The sequence below is a fragment of the Maricaulis sp. B-26 genome, from assembly GCF_056857855.1.
On the sequence record NZ_JBSXNX010000022.1, the window covers coordinates 65,841 to 82,969 of the forward strand.

A 17,129-nucleotide genomic window follows, 5' to 3' on the forward strand; every position below is an offset into this window, starting at 1 on the left:
AGGGCCGGATCCGGCCCCGGCAAACAGATGTGTCGCCCCGGTGTCGGACGCGCCGGGGCGATTTCTTTATGGGCTGATTGCCTGTCAGCGCAGGGGTTTTCGGGGCGAATCGCGCAGCCGTTCGCACCCGTTGCCGGTTATATAACTAATTTTTTAGTTGAAGGGCGCGGCGCGCCGTTTAGGGTCGTCCTGTCAACTAAGGAATTCGTAGATGGCCCGACCTGCATCTCCACAGCTTACCGAAGCCGAGCAGCGCATCATGGATGTGCTCTGGCAGCGCGGCGAAGCCAGCGTTCGCGATCTCACTGACGCGCTCGAGGCCGAGCACGGCCTCGCCTACACGACCGTCCTCACCACGATCCGCATCATGACCGATAAGGGATATGTGGGTTTCCGCAAGGAAGGGCGCGCGCATATCTACCGGCCTTTGCTGAGCCGGGAGGGGGCGCAGAAAAAGGCACTCGGCTCGCTGGTGAAATCCCTGTTCGGCGGGTCCGCCCAGAGCCTGGCCCAGCATCTGGTGAAAAGCGAACAGCTCACGCTCGAGGACATCGAGGCGTTGCGCGCCGAATTGCTGGCCTCGGAGAAGAAGGAGGACGAGGCATGATGACGGTGCTTCTCCAGGCTGCCGGGTTCGCGCTCGCCGGCGCCGCCGGGCTGAGCGCCATCGCGCTCGCCTTCGATCGTATCGCGCCGCGCGACATGCTGCGTGAACGTCACGATCTCGTTCTGGCCGTGTTCGCGACCATCCCGTTCATTCTCGTGGCGGCGCTGCTGCCGCGTCCGGACAACGCGCCGACCGGGATTCCCGTTCTGATCGAGCATCCGTCCGCTACCGCTAATGCCGCCGCCCCGTCACCCGCCAAAACGCGCGAAGTCCTGCCGGAATTGCCGGCGGAAGAAGGGCTCGCCGGTCTGCCGGGATTGTCCTTCGCCCTCGAGACTTACGCGCCATTGCTGATCGCGCTCTGGGTCGCCGGCGTTCTGGTGATGCTCGCTCGCCTCGGTTTTGACCTGGTCGCCTTGAAACGGCTCAAGACCCGGGCGCGTAGACGAGCCTTGCCGGCGGGCTTCGACCTGTCGCGCGATGTGCCGGTCGCCGAAAGCGAGGCCGTGGCGAGTCCGATGGTGGCAGGCTTTCTCGCGCCGCTGATCCTGGTACCGCGCGGCTTCGCGCTCGACGCGGGCGCCCGGCCGGTGCTGGAACACGAGATTGCGCATACGGAGCGCCGCGACACTTGGATCGCGCTCGCAATTCGCGTCGTCATGGCCGTGTTCTGGTGGGCCCTGCCGCTGCGCTTCCTGCTGCCCATGCTCGACCGGTCCCGCGAGGCGCTTTGCGACCGGCAGGCCGCCCGCGTCACCGGCGCACCGCGCGACCTCGCCATCGCTCTGCTCGATACGGCGGCCGCTGCCGTCAAAACCCCGTCGCTCGCGCTTGCCGCCGCACCCACCCGGTCGGAACTCGCGCAGCGCATCAGCCATCTCACCGCGCCGCGTGCGCTGAACAGAAAGGATAGTGCCATGCGTCTTTCCCTCATTCTCCCCGTGCTTGCCGCCGGCAGCCTGATCATGACCCCCGGCGTTGAGGCCACCGGCGAGGCCGATCCGGCTCCGGAACGCCGGCTCGACGAAGCGCTCGATCGCGAAGCCAGCCTGTTCCAGGCGGCGCGCCGTGGCCGGACCGACCGGGTCGCCGAACTACTCGATGCCGGCGCCGTCGCCGACACGCGCTTTAGCGGCGACGGGACGGCACTCACGGCCGCCGTCCGTAACGGGCACCGGGCGGCCGCCGAATTGCTGCTGGCTTCCGGCGCAGACCCGGATCTGGGCATTTCGGGCGACGGCAATCCGCTGATCGCCGCCGCTGCACGCGGCGACCGGGAGATGGTCGACCTGCTGCTCACCTACGGCGCCCGGACCGATGCGGCTTTCTCCGGGGACGGCAATGCGCTGATCGCTGCCTCGCGAGCCGGTCATGCCGATATAGCCCGCCGCCTGATCGCTGCGGGCGCCGATCCGAACGGATATGTGCGCGGCGACGAGACGCCCTTGGTCAACGCCGCCCAGTCCGGTCAGATCGGTGTCGCCGAAGTTCTGGTCGAGGCCGGAGCCGATGTTTCGCTCACCGTGCTCGCGAATATCCGCGACGGGCGGGACACTTACCGCTCCCCCCTCAGCGAAGCCCGGCGTAATGGTCATCGTGATATGGTGCGCTGGCTCGAGGCCCGCGGTGCAACCCATAATCCGCCTTCCGAATAAGACGTCCCCCCGAGGCTCCTGCTGCCGTCGCCGGATCTTGCGGTGACGGCAGCGAGCGGCCCGACATTTAACTGATCTCTGGAGATTTCTATGTCACGACCTGAGTTCGCCCCGGTGGCGAAACCCTTTCGCATGTTCGCAAGTCTGGCGCTGGGCAGCGCTGTTCTGGGCCTGACGGCCGGTACCGCCTCGGCCCAGGGAGCGGCCCCGGACCCGGCGGGGTTCAGCGAGCGCCTGCGCCCGCGCATCCAGATGGCCGGCGCGCCGCAGATCTGGACGCTCGAGGCGCGAATGGAGAATTACGGCGTGCCGGGCGTCGCCCTGGCGATCATCGATGATGGCGAGATCGTCTATGAAGCCGGGTTCGGCGTTCTTCAGGCCGGTGGGGATACGCCGGTCAATGCCGACAGTGTCTTCTCCGTGGGTTCGGTCAGCAAGGTGGCGACGGCCACACTCGTCCTGCGCCTGGCCGACGAGGGCTATCTCGATCTGGACGCTGACGTTCTGGAGGGCATGACCTCATGGTCCTTGCCTGCAGAGCGCGATGTTGCGCCGGGCACACCGGTCCCGATGCGCGCGATTCTGTCCCATACGGCGGGTTTCAACATTCACGGATTTGCCGATTTTCAGCCGGGCGAGGCGCTTCCCGAGGCGGTCGACACGCTGGATGGCCGCGCGCCGGCGGGGAATGCCCCGCTTTCCCGCGAGGCGCCCAGCGGCGCAGGCTATCGTTATTCCGGAGGCGGTTACACGCTGGCCCAGCTTCTGGTCGCAGACACGATGGGCGAGGCTTTCGAGGACATTGCCGAGCTTCATCTTTTCGAGCCGCTCGGACTGACGCGCAGTACATTCTCCAATCCGCTCCCGCAGGACTTAGGCAATATCGCGCGGGCGCACGACCGGTCCGGTTCGCCTGCCGCCCTGCCGCGCGGCTATGAAGCCTTTCCGGAGATGGCGGCCTCGGGGCTGTGGACCAGCGCTCATGATCTGGGTGGGCTGACTGCGGCGCTGATCGACAGCTATCGGGGGAATGGCGATGCGCTCTCGCGGGCCCGTGCGGTGGAGATGATGACGCTCGTCGCGCCGAGCGAACATGGCCTCGGTCCGCGCCTGTCCGGCAGCGCTGAGCATCTCATCTTCCATCATGGCGGGTCCAACGAATCCTATCGGGCCTGGATCGAGGGACATCTGGCGACCGGCGACGGTCTGGTCATTCTGACCAATGGCACGCAAGGCCGTTTGCTGATCGACGAGATCCGCAATGCGGTGGCCGATACGATGGGCTGGGACCTGAACCGCCCGGTTCTGGCTTCACCCATCGCGCTCGACCCTGCCGAACTGAGCGGCTTGACCGGAACCTATGCCGTGGATGCGGACTTTCCGGGCGAGATCCGCCGGCAGATGACGGGCTGGATATACGAAGACGATATCGAGGTGCGGCAGAACGAGGACGGTTCGCTGATCATCGGCCGGGCCGGTGGCGACAGTTTCTCGCCCCTGGTACCGCTGGCACCGAACCGCTTCGCCATGCCCGGTTTCCGCCAGACGGTTGGCTTTGCCGAGTTCGAATTCCATCGCAATGCATTGGGCGAAGTGACGGGCCTGACCTTCCGTCTCGACGATGCCGCGTCCCACTACCGGCCGCAATAGCAGCAGCGCGCCGAAATCGCCTTCCGATCCCGCATGAAGTGCCTAGACTGGCCTTCAGTGAGGGATCGGGGGGATTTCCATGCGTATTCTCGTGGCGGGAGCCTCTGGCTTTATCGGTTCGCATATCGCGGCGCATCTGCATGCGGCGGGGCATGATGTCGCTGCTGCCGCGCGGGGGGCGGGCAAGGCGTCGCGTCTCGCGCCGCATCTCGACTGGATATCCTGCGATTTCCGCACGGACCGGGTCGAGGACTGGCGCGTGCGTCTTGAAGGCGTGGATGCGGTCGTCAATTGCGTGGGCGTGCTGCAGGACGGGCTCGGCGATGACAGCCGGGCCGTCCACGTCGAGGGCGCCGATGCGCTCTTCCGGGCCTGCGAGGAGACGGGCGTTCGGCGCGTCCTGCACATATCCGCCGTTGGCGTCGAGCCGGAGGCAGGGTCTGCCTATGCGCGCGACAAGGGGGCGGGCGAGGCGGCGCTGAAAGCGCGCGACCTTGACTGGGTCGTCCTGCGGCCCTCGCTGGTGATTGCGCGCAATGTCTATGGCGGAACGGCGCTGATCCGTTCGCTTTGCGGTCTGCCCTTCATCACGCCTGTGGTGGGCGGCGAGCAGGTCTTCCGCCCGATCGGCATGGACGATCTCTGCCGTGCTGTGGAGACGCTGGCACAGCCGCAAGCGCCGTCCCGGCAGACCTTTGACCTGTCCGGCCCCGAACGCGTGCGTTTAGACGATCTCGTGCGAGGCTATCGCCGTTGGCTGGGCTTCGGAAAGAGCCGGATCTGGTCCGTGCCGCGCTGGCTGGCGCGGCCGGCCTTCCTCTTCGGCGATCTTCTGGGCTGGCTGGGCGTGCGCACCTCGATGCGAACCAATTCCCTGCGACAGCTCGATTACGATGTGGAAGGCGACCCCGAACCCTGGATCGCGGCGACGGGCGCGAGCCCGCGCGGTTTTCACGACTGGCTCGCCGCCCATCCCGCAGGGCTGCAGGATCGCTGGCATGCCCGGCTTGGCCTGGTGCGTCCGCTGGCTCGGTGGACGCTGGGCCTCTACTGGCTGCTGACCGGCATCCTCGCGCTCACCGTCGCGAAGGATCACGCCTATCAGGTTCTGACAGAGGCCGGTTTCGACGCTGCCAGCCGTCCGCCCGTGCTCTGGTTCGGCTCGATCTTCGATATCGTGCTCGGCGTGGCCATGCTGGCCAAATGGCGGGTGCGCGGCGTGGCCGCGGTCATGGTGCTCGGCACGTTCGGCTATATCGCGACGCTCAGCCTGACCATGCCAGCCCTGTGGGCCGATGCGCTGGGACCGATCCTGAAAGTCATTCCGATGATGGCGCTCGCCCTGATGATCGCGGCGACGGAGGATGAGCGCTGATGGAGCTCTTTCATCTCGCCCGCCTCGTCCACATCCTGTCGGGCTCGGTTCTGTTGGGGGCCGGCGCGGCGATCGCCTTTTTCATGCTGAAGGCCTGGCGAAGCGGAGACCGAGCCGGTTTCGCCCTGACCGCGCGCCATGTCGTGCTGGCCGACTGGCTCTTCACCACGACGGCGGTGATCGTGCAGCCGCTGTCCGGCATCGCGCTCGCCCATCTCGCCGGATGGCCGCTGACGGCGCCCTGGCTGCTCGTGAGCTATGCGCTTTATCTATTCATCGGTGCCTGCTGGCTACCGGTCGTCTGGATCCAGATGCGGGTGAAACGGCGCTTGGATGAGACGACGGGCGAGGCCGTACCGGACGATGTCCATCGCCTGATGCGGATCTGGTTCATTCTCGGCTGGCCGGCCTTCATCGCGCTCACAGGCATTTTCGTCCTGATGATCGCGCGGCCGGCCTTCTGACCCACTACATGCCCGGTCGCGGCTTGGGCAGGCGGATCCAGATCGGCATGTGATCGGACACGTCGTGCTCGAACTTGCGGAAGAAGGCTCGCCGCTTCGAGCTGCTCAGACCGTCGATGGTCGCCTCCTTGCCGTAGACGACGTCGAGAAAAAGCCGGACGAAATCGAACATGCCGTAATCGAAACCGCCGGTCACAGTTCCGGCGGTCTCGTTGGCGGTGTGCTGGGGCAGCCGCCTGTCATGGGCGAAGAGGCCGATCTGGTCATAGGTCTGGTCGAGCCGGGCATTGGTGCGGAAGGGGCCGGGCGCGCCGTCCACCATCCAGTTCACCCCCTTTTCCGGATGGGGGTCGAAGAAGGGAAAGTTCACCCGGGCGCCGGTCTTCGAGATCAGGAAGTCCTGATCGATCTGCTTGATCTTGTCCTCGATCCGCTTGCGGTCGGCGACAGGGTCGTCGAAGTCGAGATTGAGGTCGCCCATCAGCACGAAATTGTCGTGATAGGTGTATTCCAGCTTTTTCGCTCGCGTATAGACCCAGTCCAGCAGGGCCTCGAATTCCATCTGCCGTTCGAGGGCCTGTTTCGATGCGTCTCCATAGAGCAGGTGCGCGTTGACGGCGAGGAATTCATAGGGCTCGGCCGGACCGAGCGGTTTTATCCGGAAGGAGCAGCAATAGGGCGAGCGGATGAAGGTGAGGAAATGCGGGAGCTTGAAGGGTGGCATGCGCGGCCGTGACGGTTTCCGGTCGATCTCGCCGGCTTCGAAGCGGTCCTTGTCGCGCTCGTATTCGGCCTTCTCCGCCTCGAAGGTCGCGATCTCGGCCTCGCGCAGCCTGAGGGCCGCATCGAAGTCTTCGCGATGGGTGAGCAGATTGTCCTGCACGGCGGAGCGGTCGTAGGAAATATCCGAGGCGACCTGCGTGCGCTCGATCGTGCGCCAGCGGAAGATGAAGCCCAGCCGCTCGATCAGGCCCGGCCGGCCCGGAATGGCGCCGGTGACGTCGGATACGGCCATGCCGAAATCCTCGCCGGCAAGGCTTTTCAGAAAGCCCAGCGCTTCCAGATCGTCGAGGATTTCCTGCACGGCGAGCAGGTCCGTCGCCTTCACATAGCGGGCGAGGAAGCGGAAAGCGCCGGCACTCTTCGAGGCCACCTTGCCCAGCTTGCGGATATTGAAAGAGGACAGCACCACGCTGTCGTCCCGGACCTCGGGGAAGCCGTAGCGGTGCGGATCCGCATCAAGGGCCGCATTGATCTGCGACCATTCCGCATCGGTGAACTCGGTCATCATTCCCTCCCGCTGAAATTGTCAGTGCGAAGCCTACCCGTTTTCGATGCCGGGCGGGAGGCGGGAATTAGTCGAGCGGGCGAATTTCCGCGCAGGCGATCCGAACGCCGGCCTGCCCGATGGGCTGGGTCTCATGGTCGTCCGAGCCGGCATGGATGACGAGCGCCGCGCCGTCCGCGTCGAGCAGGGCGGGCTGGCCGTTCTCTCCATTGAGGCTCACCCGCGTGGTATAGAGCTCGACATGGACATTGCCGGCGGCATCCACCCAGATATTCGGCAGGTCGGCATTGTCGGGACCGGCCGGGTTGAGCAGGCCGTGGGCGCGTCCTGACGGGTTGATATGGCGGCCGGCGGAGGTGAAATCCGGGCGCGAACAATCGCCGGTCTCGTGCAGATGCACACCATGCCAGGCATTGCGCATCTCGACGGGAAGATTGGTCACGCGCAGGCGGATCAACACACCGCCCGGGCCCTGGGAAAAGATCGCTTCTCCACCCGTCGCGCGTTCCCGACCGACGATATGGGCGCGTGCGGTCCGGGGCGCATCCGCTGACCGACCGGCTACGGTATCGTCGGACGGGGCCTCCTGGGCCCGGCCTGCACCCCCGGTGGCAAGGGTCAGCGCGGCGACGACCGCCGCGCCGCGAATTCGGATCGACATGCTCGTCTCCGGATTGCTCGCTTCGGAAACTAGGCCGGAACCGTCAGAACTTCCACGATACCGGATGTGCCTCGCGCGCTCGCCCCGGTCGCGCCGGCGATTGAGTAGATGTCACGGCCGATCGCGAGCCCGCCGAGACCGTGGCGCGGCGTGCGCATTTCGGGTCCGGCTCGCCAGACGTCATGGTCGGGATCGTATATCCAGACTTCCGGATAGACCCCACCGCCCTGATCGTTGAAGAACTCGCCGCCGAAAGCGTAGAGCCTGCCGCCGGCCACTGCCGCGGCGAGACCGCCCTGGGACTGCGGCATGGGGGCGAGGCTGTCCCAGCGATCGGAGACCGGGTCATAGGCTTCGTGGTCCGCATTATTGCCGGCATTGACCCGGCGGCCGCCGACCACGTGCAAGCGTCCGGAGATAACGCCGCCCGCCGCGGAATTGCGCGGATTGGGATTCGGCGCGGCCTCGCGCCAGCGGTCCTCCGAGGCGTCGTAGACATAGTGCGCGCCGCTATCGGCGTGATCGGTCCATTGTGCGTTCGCTGTGCCGGCTGGCTGGCGCCCTGTGGCGAGGTGAAGCCCGGTCGCCAGTGAAGCCGCCACCGTCTCGCCATAGGGCAAAGGCAGGGGCCGCATCTCGGTCCAGCTGTCGGTCTCGGGGTCGTAGCGGGTCATCGTGTCGAGCATGCCCCAGGCACCACCCTCGACGGCATGGAAACCGCCGGCTGCATAGATGGCTCCGGCATGAGCGACGAGATTGGGATGGTGACGGGGTTCGGGCAGGGGGGCGATGTCCTGCCATCCGCTCTCCGGCTCCGACGGCGTCCAGGCGAAAACCCGGTCGAGAATGCCGATACCCTCGCGCCCCGCATCCGGCGACAGGCCGCCGGCCAGATAGATGCGTCCGTTCAGCGCGGCCGGATAGATTTCCTGCGTGCGGACGGGAAGGGATGCTGCCGGGCGCCAGCTCGCCGTGTCCTGCGCGGCAAGGCGCGGAGCCAGTCCGGCGGCGAGTGCCGCTCCCACGACGCTGCGGCGGGTCCAGTTTGTCATCTTGTGCGTCTCCCTGCGGCTGCGGCCGGTCTGTCTGCTTTTTAACTCGGCTTCTGACGTGTCCGGACACGATAATACGAGCGTCCCGGCGCCGAAACACTATCTTCGAGGCCGGGAAGTCAGCTGGTCTGGGCGCACCGGAGCCCGGTCGGGCCGGAAAGGGAGTGTGGCGTGAAACACGACGAAAAACAGTCCGAGACGCTTGAAGTCAGACTTGGCTATGCGGCCAAGCGCGAATTCATGGAGGCTTGCCGGGCCCGCGGTCTGACGGCGAGTGAAGTCGTTCGTGATTTCGTCGGCCGCTATCCCGTTCAGCCGCGCCGGACGCTTCGGGATCATATCCCTGACAAGCTGACGGAGTTTCCCATGAGTATTGCCGCTTCAACCCTTCTCGCCGCCACGCTGGGCGCCAGTGCACTCCTGCCGGGCCAGGTTGCCACTGCCGACCGCGACGACCCGGCTGCCACCTTCGCCGAACTCGATCGCGACGGGGATGGCCATTTCGTGATGACCGATCTCTATCGCATTGCCGGACTGACGCCGGAAGGCGGGTTGGGCGAGGGGCTGCGAGCCGACGCCATGGAGTCGATCCGCGATGCGCTGGACGAATTCGGCCCGGACTTCCAGGAAACCTTCCTCGAGCCGTCCTATGTCGAGCGCATTCTGACCGATGCCGAGGAAAGCGCCCGGGAGAGCGTGGACGAGACCTTCGTCGAGATCGATTTCGATGGTGACGGAGCCGTGAGCCGCGACGAGTTCATGGCCTATCATCACGGCCGGCGCATCAGCGCCGACTAGGCCTGCGGGACGGGCCCGGCGGTTATTCCGCCGGGCAGCGTCCGCCGGTGATCCGGGCCACCTCGCCGGCATCGCCGTCCGTCTGCGCAGGCTCGAGATCGAGCGCGCAGGCGATCAGACCGTAGACATTGACGTTCTCGAAGCCGGCCGGGCGCGTGCCTTCCGGAAAGATCGGGCCATTGCCGATAAAGGTCGCGCCCATGCTCTCGGCGCGATTGTCATAACCGTGCGTGCCGCCCATGCCGGCCAGATAGGGATTGGACAGATCGGTATCGGACAGGGTCAGAAGCCAGCCCGGTTCGGCGAGAATGAAGAGGTCGGGACCGCGATCGGGATGGTCGAAGTGCCAGGCGTCCGGCATCTCGCCGCGGCGGTAGACGCTGACGCGCTCGTCGGCCCCTTCCAGCGCAGCGTGGATGCGGTCGACCGTTTCCTCATCGCCATAGCCCATCACGAAGGGTTCGAGGCCCGCACCGTACTGGCCGGAAAATTCCTGGATGAAGAGCCCGTCGAGATCGGCCAGTTCGTCGAGCGCGATGCTGCGCTCGGCCGAGACTGCCGCCATGCCGTGATCGGAGACCACCATGATGGTTGCGCGGTCGCGAACGCCGCGTTCTTCCAGCCCGGCCAGGAGGTCGCCGACGAGCGCGTCGACCCGCGCGACAGCTTCGCCCTCCTCGGGCGTGAACGGGCCGGTGCGGTGGGTGATGGTATCGACATGATCGAAATAGACGGCTGCGAAGCGCGGCTGGTCCGCGACCGGCGCGTCGAACCAGGACAGGACTTCGGCGACGCGGTCCTCATAGGGCATTTCGTGCCAGTAGGGATGCCAAACGCTCGGCTGTGTTTCGGGTCTGTCCACTTCAGAGCCGAGCCAGAACATCACATGGCTGCGCTGTCCCTGTTGTTCGGCGGTAGCCCAGATCGGCTCGCCGGCCCACCAGCGCGGGTCTTGCGGTCCGCCCCCGGAAGCCGAGAACACCTCGTCCAGCCGCCGGTCATAAGGATGGTTCGAGATCATCCCGTGGTGCTCGGGATAAAGACCGGTGGCGATGGAATAGAAATTCACGAAGGTCTTGGACGGCATCACCGGGATCATGCGTTCGGGCCGCGTCCCGCCGGCGGCGAGCGCTTCCAGGTTCGGCGCGTCCCAGCGGTCGATCGCGTCGTAGCGCAGCCCGTCCAGCCCGATCAGGATCACAACCTCCGGAGCCTCCGCGGATGCGGTTTCCACAGCCGTTCCGGATTGCGGTGCGGTGCCGGGCAGATGGCTGCAGGCGCCGAGCAGGAGGGGCAGGGCGAGGAGGGCGGTTTTGCCGGCGGAGAGAAGACGCATCGCAATGTCCTGATCGCTTGAAGGTTTCGACTGTCTAGCCTCGCTGTGTGACAAGGGGAAGACGCGGCGTGCGCGACGGTTTGGCGGCCTGCCGTGCAACCGCCCCGCGCGTTTGCCCTTCACCCCCCCGATTGTTAAGACTTGGCGACAGAAAAGCCGCCTGATTCACGGCCCGATTCGCCGGGCGGGGTCGGGGCGGCGTTTTTCGTGACAGGTTTCGCGAGACGGCCATCGACAAGGCTGCCGCGAGCAACCAGAGAGGGCCGCCTTGAGCGATCACGATGACGACCTGAACCCGAACTCCGGTGGCGAGCTGCCGGACGGCGTCGGCAACATCTCCATCGAAGAGGAGATGCGTTCCTCCTATCTCGATTATGCGATGAGCGTGATCGTCAGCCGCGCCATCCCGGATGCGCGCGACGGGCTGAAACCGGTTCACCGGCGCATTCTCTACACGATGCACGAGAACGGGCAGACGCACGAGAAAGCCTATCGCAAGTGCGCCACCGCCGTCGGTGACGTTATGGGCCGCTATCACCCGCACGGCGACCAGGCGGTCTACGACGCGCTGGTCCGTCTTGCCCAGGACTGGTCGATGCGCGTGCCGCTGATCGACGGCCAGGGCAATTTCGGCTCGGTCGACGGCGACCCGCCCGCTGCCTATCGTTACACCGAGGCGCGGATGCAGAAAGTTGCCCAGTCCCTGCTGTCGGACATCGACAAGGACACGGTCAACTTCATCGACAACTATTCGGCCGAGCGCCAGGAGCCGGTCGTGCTTCCGGCTCGCTTCCCGAACCTGCTGGTCAATGGCGCGGGCGGTATCGCCGTCGGCATGGCGACCAACATCCCGCCGCACAATCTGGGCGAAGTCATCGACGGAACGCTGGCCCTGCTCGAGAATCCCGGCCTCACCGAAGGCGAGCTGCTCGAATACATTCCGGGACCGGATTTCCCGACCGGCGGCCTCATCCTGGGCCGTTCCGGTGCGCGCAATGCGGTCACTACGGGCCGCGGCTCCATCATGATGCGCGCCCGCACGTCGATCGAGGAAGTGCGCAAGGACCGCAATGCGATCATCGTCCACGAGATCCCCTACCAGGTGAACAAGGCGTCGATGATCGAGAAGATCGCCGACCTCGTTCGCGAAAAGAAGATCGAGGGCATTGCCGACCTGCGTGACGAGTCCGACCGCAACGGCATGCGCGTCGTGATCGAACTCAAGCGCGACGCCAATGCGGACGTCATCCTGAACCAGCTCTATCGCTGGAGCCCGATGCAGCAGAGCTTCGGCGCGAATATGCTGTCGCTCGTCGGCGGCCGTCCGCAGCTTCTCGGTGCGCTGGAAATTCTCAAGGAATTCCTGCGCTTCCGCGAGGAAGTCGTCGCCCGCCGCGCCAAGTTCGAGCTAAACAAGGCCCGTGACCGGGCGCACGTCATTATCGGTCTGGCACTGGCCGTGGCGAATATCGACGAAGTCATCGCGCTGATCCGCAATGCGCCGAACCCGGCGGCGGCGCGAGAGCAGCTGATGGCCCGCGAATGGCCGGCTGCCGATGTGGCCCCGCTCGTCGAGCTGGTCGCCGATCCGCGCTCCGTGCTGCGTTCGGACAATACCCTCAAGCTGACCGAGGAACAGGCCCGCGCCATCCTCGAACTGCGCCTTAACCGCCTGACCGGTCTCGGCCGCGAAGAGCTGGGCAATGAGGCCGCGACGCTGGCCGAGCAGATCGCCGATCTGCTCGACATCCTGCGCTCGCGCCAGCGCGTGCTCGACATCATCCGCGACGAGCTGGCCGAAGTTCGCGAGAACTACGCCACGCCACGCCGCTCTGAATTCATCGATGCCGAGCTGGACTTCGAGGACGAGGATCTGATCCCGCGCGAGGACATGGTCGTCACCTGTACGCATGGCGGCTACGTCAAGCGTACGGCGCTCTCCGACTACCGGGCCCAGCGCCGTGGCGGCAAGGGCCGCGCCGGCATGGCGACCAAGGACGAGGATTTCATCTCCACGCTCTTCGTCGCCTCGACCCACGCGCCGCTGCTCTTCTTCTCGAACCGGGGCATGGTCTACAAGACCAAGACCTGGCGTCTGCCGCTCGGTGCGCCGAACACACGCGGCAAGGCCCTGGTCAACATGCTGCCGCTCGAGCAGGGCGAGACCATCACCTCGATCATGGCGCTGCCGGAAGACGAGAGCGTCTGGGCCGAAATGAACGTCATGTTCGCCACGAACAAGGGTACGGTTCGCCGCAACAAGCTGTCCGACTTCGTCCAGGTCAATCGCAACGGCAAGATCGCGATGAAGCTGGAGGGCGAGGACGACCGGATCGTCAACGTCACGCTCTGCACCGAGGAGGACGATGTCTTCCTGGTCTCGGAAAAGGGCCGCGCGATCCGCTTCCCGGCCACCGATGTCCGCGTCTTCGCGGGCCGTAATTCGGTCGGCGTGCGGGGTATTCGACTGGCCGATGGCGACAGCCTGATCTCCATGGCGATCCTGCGCCATATCGATGTGACCTCGCCGGAGGCCCGCGCCTATATGAAGCACGCTACGGCGATGCGCCGGGCAGCCGATGGTGCGGACGAGGAGATGGATGCTCCGGCTCTGGAGCCGGGCGAGGACGGCGAGGAAGCCGCGCTCTCGACCGAGCGTCTGGCGGAGCTCGGCGCGGCGGAGGAATTCGTTCTGACCGTCGCTTCGGACGGCATGGGCAAACGCTCCTCGGCTTATGATTTCCGCGTCATGGGGCGCGGCAATCAGGGCGTTGCGGCGACGGACGTGAAGCGCGACGTGCCGCTTTCGGCCAGCTTTCCGGTCGACGATGCCGACCAGATCATGGCCGTCACGGATGGCGGACAGCTGATCCGCTTCCCGGTGGATACGGTCCGGATCGCCAGCCGGTCCTCGCGCGGCGTTCGCCTGATCCGTCTCAATGAGGGCGAGAATGTCGTCGCCGTCGTGCGGATCCAGGATGCTGGAGACGACGAGGAGGGCGGCGAGGGCGTCGATGGCGCAGAAGCTCCGGCGGGCGAGGGCGATGCCCCCGCGGCCGGCGATGCGCCGGACACGCCGGAAGCCCCCGAAAGCGGATCGGAATAGGCCGGTTTAACCCGTCCGGAAAACCGGCTAAGAACCGGGCTCGGCAGGCGTGAGGCGTCCGGCCGGGCCCGATTACCGAGAGGTAGACGATTTCCATGACCCGCACCGCGCTTTATCCGGGAACGTTCGACCCGATCACCAACGGTCATCTCGATATCATCGGGCGGGCCGTGAAACTGGTCGACCATCTCGTGATCGGCGTTGCCATCAACGAGGCGAAGAAGCCGGTCTTCTCGCTGGACGAGCGTGTCGCCATGGTCGAGAAGGAAGTCGCCGCCTTCGGTAGCGACGGCACCCGCATCACCGTGCGGCCCTTCGACGGTCTGCTGATGCATTTCGCCCAGGAAGTCGGGGCCCAGTCCATCGTGCGCGGACTCCGTGCCGTTTCCGATTTCGAGTATGAATTCCAGATGGTGGCGATGAACCAGCAGCTCAATGACGAGATCGAGACGGTCTTCCTGATGGCCGATCCGCGCCACCAGGCGATCGCCTCAAAGCTGGTCAAGGAAATCGCCAAGCTGGGCGGCGAGGTGAAAGCCTTCGTCCCGCCCGCCATCGAAGCCCGGTTGAAGGAGCGTTTTGCGTGATCATGCGACTGACCCTGTCCACTGCCCTGGCCCTGGCCCTGACCACTGCGGCCTGCGCCCGCGAAGCCGAGACCGAGACGGAGGCGAATGCCGCTGCGACCGTCCAGGAGGCCGTAGCCGCGCCGTCCGCAAATGCTGCGCCGGCCTGGGATTTCCCCGATGATGCCTGGCGTGATGTCGACCCGGAAGACATGCTCTATATCGAGACCGATCACGGCATGGTCGTGGTCGAGATGGCGCCGGAATTCGCGCCCAACCACGTCGCCCGTATGCGCCGGCTGGCCCAGGAGCGTTTCTACGATTTCCTCGTCTGGCACCGCGTCATCGAGGATTTCATGGCCCAGGGCGGGGGTAGCCGCTCCAATCCCGGTCACGCCGCCGATGTGGAAGGTCTCGAGGGCGAGTTTACCGTCCGCCGCATGGGCGAGCCGGTCGTGACCGAACTCCAGGACAGGATGATCAATCCGCGCGCCCTGCCGCAAATGGCCAAGGCCGGTTTCTGGGACGGTTTCCCGGCAGGGACGCAGACGGCCGCACTGGCCTCGATCACCGGCGACGGTCAGGTCCAGTCCTGGCTGCTGCACTGCCGCGGCGCCGCGGCGGCCGCGCGCACGAGCGATCCGAACTCCGCGCGCAGCCAGTTCTACATCACGACCGGCAATCCCGAGCACCTGAACGCGCAATACACCTCCTGGGGACGCGTGCGGTACGGCATGGACGCCGTCGACCAGATCGCCGTCGGCTCGGCGATGGACGATCCGGACTTCCGTCCGGACAGCATCCGCTCCATGCGCACCGGCGACGAGCTCCCGGAAGAGGAGCGCATGCACATCCAGGTAATCGATACCGATGGCGAGGCATTCGCCGACTATCTCGACACGTTGCGCGACGATGCCGGCAACCTGCCCGACATCTGCGAAATCGACGTGCCGACCCGCATTCTTGAACAGGACTAGACCATGGCTGAAGAACAACTCGTATTCACCCTCGAAGGCGGCGATGTCGTCATCAAGCTGCGCCCGGACCTCGCGCCGAAGCATGTCGCGCGCATCACGCAGCTGGCGAAGCAGGGCTTTTATGACGGCCTGACCTTCCACCGCGTGATCGACGGTTTCGTGGCCCAGGGCGGCTGCCCGCAGGGCACCGGCATGGGTGGTTCCGGCGAGAACATCCCGGCGGAATTCTCCGCCGAACCGCACAAGCGCGGCACCATGTCCATGGCGCGCGCCGCGGACCCGGACTCGGCCTCCAGCCAGTTCTTCATCTGCCTCGACGCCGTGCCCTATCTGGACAACCAGTACACGGTCTGGGGCGAGGTGATCTCCGGCATGGAACATGTTGATGCGCTGCCCAAGGGCGAGCCGCCGGCCAATCCGGGCAAGATCGTCAAGGCGAGCGTCGTCGAGGCGTAAGCCGGACGGACATTGCCGATGCGAAGAGGGCGGTCCTGCTGGGCCGCCCTTTTTCGTGTCAGTCCGCCAGTCTCAGCGTGGCGATGAGCGGCCGGTGGTCCGAGCCCGTATTCGGTCCCGTGCCGATGGAGACGGTCGCCCAGTCCTCGCCGGCGAAGATATGGTCGATCCCGACCAGCATGGGTGGCAGGGGCGGCGTGCCCCAGCCCGCGGCCTGGAAGCGCCCCTCGGCCGGGAAGGTCGCAATGGCGATGGAACGGCGCTCGAGGCCGAGATCGCGCTCAAGGCGTTTAAGGGCGTAGGAGGGGGCGGCCGCGTTGAAATCACCCATCACGATCATCCGCTCCTGGGGCAGGAGGGCGAGGGCACGGCCGAGATTGGCGCGCTGGCAGGACTGGGTCGGGCCGGGGAAGGGCCAGGTCAGGTGAACCGAGACAAGCGTCGTCTCGGTGCCGTCGGGCAGGCGCACGCGCGCCCAGACGGCGGGCGGAACTTCCCAGTCGCAGGGAATGGCGGTCTGCCAGTCGATATTCTCCGGCGGGGCGATGCAACCGGAGTCCAGGATTTCAAAACGGGTCAGCAGCCGCGTCGAGCGGCAACGGGCGGAATAGGAGTAACGCCTGACGAGCGCTTCGCTCGCATAGCGTGCGCTTGCGGACGCTTCCTGCAGGGCCAGAACGTCCGGTGCCAGAGGCGGCAGTATCTCGACCGCAGCTTCCGGCGAGGCCGACCGGCCCCACATATTGTGGGTCGCGATGGATATCTCGATCGGGCCGGTGGGCTCCGCGCCCGCGACGGGTGCGAGGCCGCGCCAGCTGCGGACCGTCTCGCCGATGCCCGGCGCCAGAATGGCCAGTGTCGCTAGAGCGGCAATGATGGGCGCCCAGCGATGGCGGCTGCGCAGCACGACAAGCGTCGCCAGCGGTGCTGCGATCGCCCAGACGGGCCAGATCTGTCGCAACGCGTCGAAGGTGCGGCCCAGAGGCGCGAGGGCCAGGACGAGTGCCAGCCCGGCAAGACCCGTTACAAGGCCCGAGACAAGGATGGTTTCGGTATGGCTTCGACGCACGCGTGAATGTCCCCGGAATGCTGGCACGGCATGATTATGCTGCTTACTACACGGGAAAGATTGCGAAGC

At 66.0% G+C, this 17,129-nt stretch carries 15 protein-coding genes; 10 read left to right on the forward strand and 5 right to left on the reverse strand.

Annotated features, from left to right (window positions below):
* Nucleotides 1–211 precede the first annotated feature (211 nt).
* The 5 genes from AC13HB_RS08990 to AC13HB_RS09010 all read left to right on the forward strand — a co-directional run bounded on the left by AC13HB_RS08990 (nucleotide 212) and on the right by AC13HB_RS09010 (nucleotide 5,751).
* Nucleotides 212–607 carry a BlaI/MecI/CopY family transcriptional regulator gene (locus AC13HB_RS08990; protein WP_482949414.1) on the forward strand — a complete coding sequence of 132 codons (396 nt, stop codon included), beginning with the start codon at nucleotides 212–214 and terminating at the stop codon, nucleotides 605–607.
* Nucleotides 604–2,262, forward strand: a complete 1,659-nt coding sequence (locus AC13HB_RS08995; RefSeq protein WP_482949415.1) for an ankyrin repeat domain-containing protein — start codon at nucleotides 604–606, stop codon at nucleotides 2,260–2,262. Before AC13HB_RS08990 ends, AC13HB_RS08995 begins: the two co-directional genes overlap by 4 nt.
* A 90-nt stretch (nucleotides 2,263–2,352) precedes the next feature.
* The gene (locus tag AC13HB_RS09000) at nucleotides 2,353–3,912 is read left to right on the forward strand and encodes a serine hydrolase domain-containing protein (RefSeq protein ID WP_482949416.1); all 1,560 of its coding nucleotides are present in this window, start codon (nucleotides 2,353–2,355) and stop codon (nucleotides 3,910–3,912) included.
* 79 nt (nucleotides 3,913–3,991) lie between these two features.
* Nucleotides 3,992–5,287, forward strand: a complete 1,296-nt coding sequence (locus tag AC13HB_RS09005) for an SDR family oxidoreductase (RefSeq protein WP_482949417.1) — start codon at nucleotides 3,992–3,994, stop codon at nucleotides 5,285–5,287.
* Nucleotides 5,287–5,751 (forward strand): DUF2269 family protein, encoded by a 465-nt coding sequence (locus AC13HB_RS09010; RefSeq protein ID WP_482949418.1) that lies wholly within the window; start codon nucleotides 5,287–5,289, stop codon nucleotides 5,749–5,751. Before AC13HB_RS09005 ends, AC13HB_RS09010 begins: the two co-directional genes overlap by 1 nt.
* A gap of 4 nt (nucleotides 5,752–5,755) precedes the next feature.
* On the opposite strand, the gene AC13HB_RS09015 is transcribed toward AC13HB_RS09010, so the two are convergent.
* The 3 genes from AC13HB_RS09015 to AC13HB_RS09025 form a co-directional block, all read right to left on the reverse strand.
* Complete coding sequence (locus tag AC13HB_RS09015) at nucleotides 5,756–7,039, reverse strand: exonuclease/endonuclease/phosphatase family protein (protein ID WP_482949419.1); 1,284 nt, start codon at nucleotides 7,037–7,039, stop codon at nucleotides 5,756–5,758.
* A 67-nt stretch (nucleotides 7,040–7,106) separates the two neighbouring features.
* A complete protein-coding gene (locus tag AC13HB_RS09020; protein ID WP_482949420.1) occupies nucleotides 7,107–7,700 on the reverse strand; it encodes a superoxide dismutase family protein in 594 nt (197 codons plus the stop codon).
* A 29-nt stretch (nucleotides 7,701–7,729) separates the two neighbouring features.
* Complete coding sequence (locus tag AC13HB_RS09025) at nucleotides 7,730–8,752, reverse strand: Kelch repeat-containing protein (protein WP_482949421.1); 1,023 nt, start codon at nucleotides 8,750–8,752, stop codon at nucleotides 7,730–7,732.
* Between the two features lie 171 nt (nucleotides 8,753–8,923).
* Here AC13HB_RS09025 and AC13HB_RS09030 point away from each other — a divergent pair, with 171 nt between their 5' ends.
* A complete protein-coding gene (locus AC13HB_RS09030) occupies nucleotides 8,924–9,550 on the forward strand; it encodes an EF-hand domain-containing protein (protein WP_482949422.1) in 627 nt (208 codons plus the stop codon).
* Nucleotides 9,551–9,572: 22 nt separating this feature from the next.
* Here AC13HB_RS09030 and AC13HB_RS09035 read toward each other — a convergent pair whose 3' ends face one another.
* Nucleotides 9,573–10,886 carry an alkaline phosphatase family protein gene (locus AC13HB_RS09035; RefSeq protein WP_482949423.1) on the reverse strand — a complete coding sequence of 438 codons (1,314 nt, stop codon included), beginning with the start codon at nucleotides 10,884–10,886 and terminating at the stop codon, nucleotides 9,573–9,575.
* A gap of 268 nt (nucleotides 10,887–11,154) precedes the next feature.
* Between AC13HB_RS09035 and gyrA the strand changes: the two genes are divergently transcribed.
* From gyrA to AC13HB_RS09055, 4 genes are all read left to right on the forward strand, one after another.
* A complete protein-coding gene (gyrA, locus tag AC13HB_RS09040; RefSeq protein ID WP_482949424.1) occupies nucleotides 11,155–13,992 on the forward strand; it encodes a DNA gyrase subunit A in 2,838 nt (945 codons plus the stop codon).
* 95 nt (nucleotides 13,993–14,087) lie between these two features.
* Complete coding sequence (coaD, locus tag AC13HB_RS09045) at nucleotides 14,088–14,579, forward strand: pantetheine-phosphate adenylyltransferase (RefSeq protein ID WP_482949425.1); 492 nt, start codon at nucleotides 14,088–14,090, stop codon at nucleotides 14,577–14,579.
* Nucleotides 14,580–14,581: 2 nt separating this feature from the next.
* Nucleotides 14,582–15,535, forward strand: a complete 954-nt coding sequence (locus tag AC13HB_RS09050; protein ID WP_482949472.1) for a peptidylprolyl isomerase — start codon at nucleotides 14,582–14,584, stop codon at nucleotides 15,533–15,535.
* 3 nt (nucleotides 15,536–15,538) lie between these two features.
* On the forward strand, nucleotides 15,539–15,991 hold the full coding sequence (locus AC13HB_RS09055; protein ID WP_482949426.1) for a peptidylprolyl isomerase: 453 nt from the start codon (nucleotides 15,539–15,541) through the stop codon (nucleotides 15,989–15,991).
* Between the two features lie 58 nt (nucleotides 15,992–16,049).
* Here the strand turns inward: AC13HB_RS09055 and AC13HB_RS09060 are convergent, their stop codons facing one another.
* Complete coding sequence (locus AC13HB_RS09060; protein WP_482949427.1) at nucleotides 16,050–17,060, reverse strand: endonuclease/exonuclease/phosphatase family protein; 1,011 nt, start codon at nucleotides 17,058–17,060, stop codon at nucleotides 16,050–16,052.
* Between the last annotated feature and the right edge of the window lie 69 nt (nucleotides 17,061–17,129).